Source organism: Staphylococcus ureilyticus, assembly GCF_002902235.1.
Classification (GTDB): Bacteria; Bacillota; Bacilli; order Staphylococcales; family Staphylococcaceae; genus Staphylococcus; species Staphylococcus ureilyticus.
Map to the genome: position 1 here is coordinate 1 of NZ_PPRL01000050.1, position 8,587 is coordinate 8,587.

The following is an 8,587-nucleotide window of genomic DNA, read 5'->3' on the forward strand; positions in this document are numbered from 1 at the left end:
ATAATTGCAAATTATCTTTATGATAAGTTCAAATGATAAAAAGAAAACCCCCACAAAGCTTTGGTCGGCTGTGGGGGTTTTTGATGTACAAAGAACATTTCACTTTTTGTTAAGTTCAGTATATCGTGTATATTCTCTTTTGTAAAAAATTTTCTCGTTGTATCTCGATCATCTACGTTGCTTCTCGTTACTTTGCTATAAGTAAATAAAGAACTATTTATCTTGTTAGTTTTTTTTCTTGAATAATTTTGAAAATAAAGACTGCTTTTGTTCATTTTGATTTGATATTTTTGAATCAAAGATATTCTCTTTTTCATGCACGTTATCTGTTTCTATTTTTTCGCTATTACCTAATATATTTTGGCTATTTAAATTCAAAGATTGTTCTTGTTTTAACGCAATTGTTAAATCGTCAATTTGTCGATTTTTTTGTCGAATTTCTGATTCTAAATGCTCAATATATTTATCAATATAGCTATCATAATTGATTGTTATACCCTCTTTTTTATTTGACGATTCGTTTGTCGATTTTTGACAGTTTGTTTGATGATTTTCTAGCTCCGAGTGTTTATATTGTTTATTTACTTTTGACGATTTATTTGATGATTTTTTATTCAAGGTGTTTTTTAAATAGCTCATAATATCATCATCAATTAATGCTTTGTTACCCATTTTTCTTATGTTTAAATGTGGAGGTAATTTTTTTAAATGATAATGGATTGTCTGTTTAGATACATTTAATATCTCTGAAACTTCTTTTACAGTTTTCATTAACTAACACGTCCTACTATGTTTAATCCATTTGAGATTGTTTACTTTTATTCATTTTTTCTAAAAATGCTTGTCGTTCTTCTTCAGTATATTCAGCGTTTTGGTGGTTAGTTGTTTGGTGTTTTTTTAACCACGCTGGTGTTATTTCACGATTTAAGTCTTTCTTTGAAAAATTTTTATTAGCCATATATGGTTGCCGTTTCGAGTGAATGCGTTTTTCAGGGGTAAAAGAAAATTCTAACCATTCAATTTTACGTCCTTTTTTCGCTTTGATTTTAGTAATATTAAGTTCTTTAAATATAGATCCCAATTCTTTAATTATTGGTGTTAAAACCTTTTGATTAATATGAGTCATTCTATAACTATCAGGAACATCTAAAAGTTCTTTAAAATCATCAATTTGTATTTTAAAGTACCCTGTATGTTTATATTGTTTTAGAAGCCTAAACATATTTTTAGAATATGTAGATTTAAGATGTGTCATTTCTTGTAACTCAAATTTAGTGAAATTCGCTGTTATATCATTTAAAACATGTTTTAATTTTGGATTAATACTAATATTAATTTCTTTTGAATCAGCATCAACTTCATAACCAGTAAATAATACAAATTTTTTAAATGATAAGCCACTTCTTTCTGTGTAAGTTAAGCCTAGTAATTTATCATAAACATGTTCTAAATCTTTAACAAATCTTTTTTGAGAACGATGATAATAATTACTTAAGTGGCGTAATTCTTCGAAAGGAATAGTTAGTTCTTTTATATCTTGTTCTTTAAGTTTATTGCAAAGACTAAAAAAAATATCAATCTCTGTGCTTGTAAAACGGCGCAAAGGGACTAAGTTCATTTCATTTTTATATACAACAGTTTCTCCAGACATCATTTATCAAACTCCTATATTAATATTAAGGCAACTAAAAATATAAAAGTTTCCTTAATATTAATTTTTTATCTCTACAAAAACTATAGTAGCAAATATAAAACTTCAAAGGCAACTAAAAATATAAAAGTTGCCTTTGAAGTTACAAAAAGTTGCCTTTGAAGTTACAAAAAGTTGCCTTTGAAGTTACAAAAAGTTGCCTTTGAAGTTACAAAAGGTTGCCTTTCGCATCTCAAACACCTTGATACTCAAGAGATAGAAAACTTCTAAAAAGAACTTAAAAAATATTTATAAAATATATTAAAAAGTTCAGGATCATAATTATATTTATTTAAGCATTTGTATTATCTGGTAAATAGTTAAAACTATTAAAACACCAAGTACATACTTACTTGTTATAAAATTCTCAAAGGCTTCTCTGAATTTCATTTCTTCAACTCCTTTTATTGCTTTATTCCAATTTCCTTATTGGTCGGAACCTACAGGGCTTTATGTGTTGTTGAGTTGGTACTTTCTTGGGATTAATCCCAATTCAAGTCCAACCAACTCGCTAACAAGTTAGCTAACACATAGCCCATTCCAACCAATAAGTTTTCTCGGCATAAAAACGTGTTATAATACTATTAGTTGTTTTTTCATAAGGAGTTACCCCCTTATTTGCATTTATTTTGCATTTTAAGGGGGTATTTTGCGTATTTAGCCCTTTTTATATATAAATCTACCTAAAGGTCATTAAATACTCTAAAAAACAATGCTATGAGCCACAGAATGATAGCGAAGAATACATAGGGTACTGCATAAAGTATCAACATCAAATATCGCCATGCACTTTCGTGGTCATCAATAAAACCATTAATAAAGCTATATAAATGTTCAATACCAAAGAAATGACCTATCGGACCTGTCACAAGCATTACAAGTACAAAAATAATTAGCACAAAAAATATATTTGTAACGCCTTTTGTCATCACTTTTAGCGCTGTATTCGATTTATCAACCACTTTGTTATGGTCTTTTATTTTACTTTCTAAGATTTCTTTATACTCTTTTGTTTCTTCTCTCGCTTGTTTCGTCACTTCACGTATTTCGTCTTTAGTATCGCTTAATTCATCTTGAATAGCTTGTTGAAAATCTAATTTCAAATTATCTTCATCAAGTCGTTTAATATAGTGCTTTGCAGTTGTTTCAAAGTTTAATCTTGCATGCTTAGTCTTTTCTTCAAAAACATCTAACTTATTATTAAAGTTCGAGGTCGAAGCCTCTAGTCTTTTCATGAGTATGTTTGTTCTCTCGTTCCTGTCTTGCTCGCTCTTCTCTAGCTCTTCTATTCTGTTCTTCAAGTTCTCTAGCTTTTCGCTCTCTTTCTCGTTCTTCTCGTTCGCTACGCTCTCTATTCTGTCTAATTGCTTGCGTACTTCTATTAAATCGAGCCCACTCTTTCTCTCGCTCTTTATCTCGCTTGATTTTCTCTCGTCTTGCCTGTTCAAGTTCTCTCTGTCTTGCTTGTTCTTCTCGTTGTTCATTTTGTCTGTTAAAGCCAATTTCTAAGCCCCCTTTGTCGTAATCTTCGCCTAATTTCTTCCCACGCACTTTTTTATCTTCTTCCAAATGTCGATAAGTAATTGTTTTGTCTGTAATACGTTCAATTTTTATGCCATTTTGTTGTAAATCATTACCCAGTTCTTCATAAGACGCTGCTTGCGATTGATCTATGGCATGCCTTATCTCATCTTTCCAAGATGTTTTCCCTTTGTTCAATACGCTATATTCTGCTTGTGTATAACGTAATTTCGCTTTTTCTTCGGGTATTGATAGATTATGCGATTGGCAAACTTCGTCATTCGCTTGTCGAATATCATGCAGTGCTTTTTTATTATTATTAAATTTCTTCCCCGTTTCTAAATCAATTGAATTAATCACAATATGATTATGAACATGGTCTGTGTCGTTATGCGTATATACGGCAACTTGATGATTAGGTGCTATCTTTTCGGCTAATTCTAAGCCTAATTGATTACATTGTTCTGGCGTTACTTCGTTAGGTTTAAAAGACTGAATAACCACATGTCCTTCGTTGCCATCTGTTTTGCCATACATTTCACGTGTTGCTTTAAAACTACTTTTTGCATAATCTATATCGCAATTCAAAGCACTTTTTTCTTCTGCACGTTTTTCTGCGTAATTAATAGCTCTTGATGTTGATTTCGTTGAGCTTATTTTAGTTGTTGCCATATCTCATGCAACTCCTTTTTAAAGTCATCAAATTGCTTAATTAAATCATCGTATTTTTGTTCAGGTAAATTCACTGCTTGTTCTTTATGTTGATTAAACCATTTCGCAATCTGATTTACGTTTGCCCCCATACTGCCTAAATCTTTAGCAATCGATTGTCGCGTCTCTTTATCTAATTTTGGCGCTACCAATCGACTGCCTTGTGCCTTTTTCTTAACGAAACTCGGCACACTCATATTCAAAGTTTCGGCAGATGACCTTAACTTTTCATATTCGCCTTCGTTCACTCTGAAACTAATTTGTTTTGGCTCTTTGCGGTTGGGTTTACGGTTTCCCCCAACAGACAAATCGCTAGCCAAATTATTATCATGTTCACTCATTCAATCCCACCACGTTTCTTCGAAATTTATTACTCTCTATGTTTGTAGATTATAGGATAATCAACAAAATATCAAGTAATAATGTGGTTTGGCAAGCACTGGCTTTGCTATCCACTTCGTTCTAGCACGCCATACTTGATGGGATTATATCCCATACCCTTTATGTTTTTGCTAACGCAAAAAATGAGTGGCAAAATGCTAGCCACTCATAGTTCAAAACCAAATTCAAAATCAAAACACCAGCAACCAAAAATATGGTTGCTCATAAATGAAGTTCTGAAAAGCAAAGATTATTTATTAAGGTGTTATGCGTATTAAATATTCTTTTTTTCTATGTTTTAATCAAATTTTTACAGTTATTAATACTTATATTCTATTTGATATTCAGAAATATTTTTATGTCCTTTTTCTGTTAACTCTGCGTATCGTGTTGTCCCACAAATCGGAAAACATTTATTATAAAACAATTCTACATTTTCAGCTAAATCTTGTCTCGCTATACTCTCGAGTGCTAATAAAAAAGTTTTTTCACTCACATTTAACGTTTTAAAATCTACACTTTCTCCTTCTTTAATCGATAACAGTACACTATACATTAAATCTTGTTTTAACAACGTTCATCACCTCTTATTTATCTAGATGACGATACAAAGTTGCTCTACTTATATTTGTCTGTTCTTTTATCTCATTTAAAGTGTATTTTTTACTCATATACATTTCAATAGCATCACTAAGATTTTTGTCGTTTCTTTTGGGTCTTCCTAAGTTTTTTCCTTCTTTTGCATAATTTTCTAAACCTAAACGAGTTCTAAATTTGACAATGTCACTTTGGAAGTCTGTGATATCATGTAATATTTCTATAAATTCACCTTTGATGTCTTTATAAATATAACGATTTAAATTAATAACATATAAAGATATATCCTCCTGAGAAAGATAATCTAATATATCTACTAAATGTTTCGTAGAATCTGCAAGAATACATAAATCCGTAACGTATAACATATCTCCAGAAACTAATTTTTCATTTAAAAGAACATCTAATATATTCCTCTTCTTATTATTAGCATGAATTTCTTCAACAATTTCATTTGTATGATTTTCTATTTTCTTTTTTTGTTCATTTAAATTGTCGTTTATTGTAACGGGTCTAATATAACCGTATTTCATTTAATTGCACCACCCTGTAGGTGAAGTGTAACATAAAGTTTCATTAACGGGTATACATATGAAACTTTTCTGTTATACTTTACAATATAATTAAATAAAAAGGAGAGTAAGTTATGGTTGAAAAATTAAAAAATGAATGGCTTAACCAGCCAGGAAAAAATATACTTGCCGGTATTGTAGTTGCTTTAGCTTTAATCCCTGAAGCTATTGCATTTTCAATTATTGCAGGTGTAGATCCAATGGTTGGTTTATATGCTTCGTTCATTATTGCTGTCGTTACTGCTATTGTAGGTGGCAGACCAGCAATGATATCAGGTGCAACAGGGGCTATTGCCTTATTAATTGTTCCACTTGTGAAAGATTACGGTGTAGAGTATCTTCTAGCTGCTACTATACTAATGGGGTTAATCCAATTAATTTTAGGACTACTTAAAGTTGGTCGTCTAATGAAATTTATACCTCATTCCGTCATGATTGGGTTTGTAAATGCCCTAGGAATAATGATTTTTATGTCTCAAATAGAACATATCTTTGGAATATCAATTTCAACATATATATATGTAATTATCACGTTACTCATTGTATATATAATTCCAAGATTTTTTAAAGCTATACCTGCACCATTAATAGCTATTATCGTGTTGACTGCCCTTTATATGTATACAGGTTCTGACGTGAGAACTGTCGGAGATTTAGGGAGTATTAAACAAGCTTTACCTCACTTTTTAATCCCTAATGTGCCCTTTAATTTAGAAACACTTCAAATTATTTTCCCTTACTCTTTATCTATGGCTATTGTAGGTTTAGTAGAAAGCTTACTTACAGCTAAAATTGTAGATGACGCTACAGATACTTATAGTAGTAAAAATAGAGAGTCACGTGGTCAAGGTATCGCTAACATGATTACCGGTTTATTTGGTGGTATGGGTGGTTGTGCCATGATTGGTCAATCGGTCATCAATGTTAAATCAGGAGCAAACAGTAGATTGTCTACATTTACAGCCGGTATCGTACTTATATTTATGATTATTGTACTTGGAGGACTCGTAGTGCAGGTTCCAATGCCAATTTTAGCAGGTATTATGGTTATGGTTTCTGTTGGTACATTTGATTGGAATTCTTTTAAATATATTAAAAAAGCACCGAAAACAGATGCAGTTGTTATGCTCATTACGGTAATTATCGTTTTAATGACTCATAACTTAGCTATAGGTGTTGTTGCAGGGGTCGTTTTCAGCGCTTTATTCTTTGCTACTAAAATTGCAAAAGTAGAAGTAATTTCTGAAGAATTCGGTAAAATAAATCGATTATCTTTTAAAGGACAAATCTTCTTTGTTTCTATTGACTCTATGATGGATCAAATTAACTTCGATATTAAAAATAGTACCATAGAATTAAACTTCAATAATGCACACTTATGGGATGATTCTGCAGTCGATGCAATTGACACGATAGTACGAAAATTCGAAGAAAAAAATAATATTGTTCGTGTAGAAAAATTAAATTCAGATAGTCGTAAAATTGTTTCAGAGTTAAGCCAACTAAATGAAAATCATTTAAACTAAAGGAGCGTTATTTATGTATAAATCAATTTTATTAGCAGCAGATGGGTCAGAAAATAGTTTGCGTTCAGCAAAAGAAGTTTTAAATTTTATAGATGATAATACTGTTGTTACTATTCTTACAGTTGTAGATGTTGAGGAGTCGAAAACAGATGTTTTACATGGTAAACAAAGTTCCAGTTTGACGAATGAAAGAGAAGACAAACTCTCTCATATCACTGAGTTATTTGTAGAGCATAATGTGAAATATGAAATGAAAATTGCACATGGTGTTCCTGCGGACACAGTTGTTTCAGTTGCAAATAGTGGAGAATTTCAGGCTATTGTTTTGGGAACACGTGGATTAAATAGTTTGCAAGAAATGGTGTTAGGTAGCGTCAGTCACAAAGTAGCAAAACGTTCAGAAATTCCCGTTGTTATTGTAAAATAGTCTGTCTAACTCAATCCGTGAAAGGATTGAGTTTTATTTTAGAGGTGAATATTAGATGAAAACCAAAAATTTCTATTATGGTTGGGTTATTGTATTTATTGCTGGTTTGACAGTTTTCTTCTCTGGCCCTGGCCAAACTTATTCAAACGCAGCATTTATTGATGAATATATTCAAACATTTGGATGGAGCCGTACAGAAGTTTCCTCAATATATTCTTTAGCTATTCTATTTGGAATCATATGGGGAATTGCGAACGGTCTAGAAAGAATTGGAACCAATATTGTTTGGGCTAACTACTTTGGACGTAAGCATGTAGGGAGTATAAATGGAATTGGATCAACTATGCTAGTGATTGGTTCCTCTTTAGGACCATTACCATTAGGCCTAGGTCATGATATTTTCCAATCCTATTCATTAACTATTTATATGATGATTATTTTCCCCATTATTGGTTTAGTTTGTGCATTATTGGCTAAAAAGCCAGTTAAAAATTATTAAAATATACCATAGAAAGAATGGTATTTAAGGGGAGATGTTATGAAGTTTTGCAAAGGAATATGTATTCTAATATTATTGGTTTTTTGTGATTTGTTGATTTTTAAACGGTCGAAAGTATGGGGAATAGAGCATGAATCGAGTAATAATCAAATTCGAATAATAAAAGAAGAAGACTATACAGATATGGTTATTAACCAATACTAATCATATTTTAGTATAACAATATATAGATAAACCTCTTTATAAGAATGGATATGTTATACAAATCTACTACCTATAACTCTTTATTATGTTAACTAAACAAAAAGCCCGAAACACTGTTAAATCAGTGTTTCGGGCTTTTATCGTTTGTCGCTATTTATACATATTTTATACATTGCTGTTTTTGTACGTTTTCATAGATTTTCATAAGGTTTTATTATTTATAAATATACATAAAGTCATTAACAATACCATTATGCTATATTATACTTATAAGGCACTTCCTGTGCGGAAAGGGGGTGCGATGTACAAATGAATATTGCACTTTTTGTTCTTACAATTTTCATTTGTCCGATTATCACAGGGATAATTGCAAATTATCTTTATGATAAGTTCAAATGATAAAAAGAAAACCCCCACAAAGCTTTGGTCGGCTGTGGGGGTTTTTGATGTACAAAGAAC

At 31.2% G+C, this 8,587-nt stretch carries 10 protein-coding genes; 3 read left to right on the forward strand and 7 right to left on the reverse strand.

The window, feature by feature from the left end; all coding sequences use genetic code 11:
* Positions 1–225: 225 nt before the first annotated feature.
* From CD150_RS05750 to CD150_RS05780, 7 genes are all read right to left on the reverse strand, one after another.
* On the reverse strand, positions 226–771 hold the full coding sequence (locus CD150_RS05750; protein ID WP_019467680.1) for a helix-turn-helix domain-containing protein: 546 nt from the start codon (positions 769–771) through the stop codon (positions 226–228).
* Positions 772–793: 22 nt separating this feature from the next.
* Entirely contained in the window at positions 794–1,651 is an 858-nt protein-coding gene (locus tag CD150_RS05755) for a replication initiation protein (RefSeq protein ID WP_103161422.1), read from the reverse strand.
* Between the two features lie 722 nt (positions 1,652–2,373).
* The gene (locus CD150_RS05760; protein WP_002303113.1) at positions 2,374–2,925 is read right to left on the reverse strand and encodes a DUF334 domain-containing protein; all 552 of its coding nucleotides are present in this window, start codon (positions 2,923–2,925) and stop codon (positions 2,374–2,376) included.
* Positions 2,891–3,883 carry a relaxase/mobilization nuclease domain-containing protein gene (locus tag CD150_RS05765; protein ID WP_053033444.1) on the reverse strand — a complete coding sequence of 331 codons (993 nt, stop codon included), beginning with the start codon at positions 3,881–3,883 and terminating at the stop codon, positions 2,891–2,893. Before CD150_RS05765 ends, CD150_RS05760 begins: the two co-directional genes overlap by 35 nt.
* The gene (locus CD150_RS05770) at positions 3,865–4,263 is read right to left on the reverse strand and encodes a plasmid mobilization protein (RefSeq protein WP_001289198.1); all 399 of its coding nucleotides are present in this window, start codon (positions 4,261–4,263) and stop codon (positions 3,865–3,867) included. The genes CD150_RS05765 and CD150_RS05770 overlap by 19 nt, the downstream gene beginning before the upstream one ends.
* A gap of 359 nt (positions 4,264–4,622) precedes the next feature.
* The gene (locus CD150_RS13365) at positions 4,623–4,877 is read right to left on the reverse strand and encodes a hypothetical protein (RefSeq protein WP_001836853.1); all 255 of its coding nucleotides are present in this window, start codon (positions 4,875–4,877) and stop codon (positions 4,623–4,625) included.
* Between the two features lie 13 nt (positions 4,878–4,890).
* Positions 4,891–5,433: a recombinase family protein gene (locus CD150_RS05780; RefSeq protein ID WP_001836856.1), complete on the reverse strand. Its 543-nt coding sequence runs from the start codon at positions 5,431–5,433 to the stop codon at positions 4,891–4,893.
* Positions 5,434–5,546: 113 nt separating this feature from the next.
* Between CD150_RS05780 and CD150_RS05785 the strand changes: the two genes are divergently transcribed.
* From CD150_RS05785 to CD150_RS05795, 3 genes are read left to right on the forward strand one after another with little or no spacing between them, the layout of a single operon-like run.
* Positions 5,547–6,998, forward strand: a complete 1,452-nt coding sequence (locus CD150_RS05785; RefSeq protein WP_103161421.1) for a SulP family inorganic anion transporter — start codon at positions 5,547–5,549, stop codon at positions 6,996–6,998.
* Positions 6,999–7,011: 13 nt separating this feature from the next.
* Entirely contained in the window at positions 7,012–7,425 is a 414-nt protein-coding gene (locus CD150_RS05790; protein WP_001836859.1) for a universal stress protein, read from the forward strand.
* 55 nt (positions 7,426–7,480) lie between these two features.
* A complete protein-coding gene (locus tag CD150_RS05795) occupies positions 7,481–7,924 on the forward strand; it encodes an MFS transporter (RefSeq protein ID WP_001836860.1) in 444 nt (147 codons plus the stop codon).
* Positions 7,925–8,587 lie beyond the last annotated feature (663 nt).

Coding starts and splice junctions, on each gene's coding strand:
- CD150_RS05750 (WP_019467680.1), bottom strand. CDS start 771: ATGAAAACTGTAAAAGAAGTTTCAGAGATATTAAATGTATCTAAACAG.
- CD150_RS05755 (WP_103161422.1), bottom strand. CDS start 1,651: ATGTCTGGAGAAACTGTTGTATATAAAAATGAAATGAACTTAGTCCCT.
- CD150_RS05760 (WP_002303113.1), bottom strand. CDS start 2,925: ATGAAAAGACTAGAGGCTTCGACCTCGAACTTTAATAATAAGTTAGAT.
- CD150_RS05765 (WP_053033444.1), bottom strand. CDS start 3,883: ATGGCAACAACTAAAATAAGCTCAACGAAATCAACATCAAGAGCTATT.
- CD150_RS05770 (WP_001289198.1), bottom strand. CDS start 4,263: ATGAGTGAACATGATAATAATTTGGCTAGCGATTTGTCTGTTGGGGGA.
- CD150_RS05780 (WP_001836856.1), bottom strand. CDS start 5,433: ATGAAATACGGTTATATTAGACCCGTTACAATAAACGACAATTTAAAT.
- CD150_RS05785 (WP_103161421.1), top strand. CDS start 5,547: ATGGTTGAAAAATTAAAAAATGAATGGCTTAACCAGCCAGGAAAAAAT.
- CD150_RS05790 (WP_001836859.1), top strand. CDS start 7,012: ATGTATAAATCAATTTTATTAGCAGCAGATGGGTCAGAAAATAGTTTG.
- CD150_RS05795 (WP_001836860.1), top strand. CDS start 7,481: ATGAAAACCAAAAATTTCTATTATGGTTGGGTTATTGTATTTATTGCT.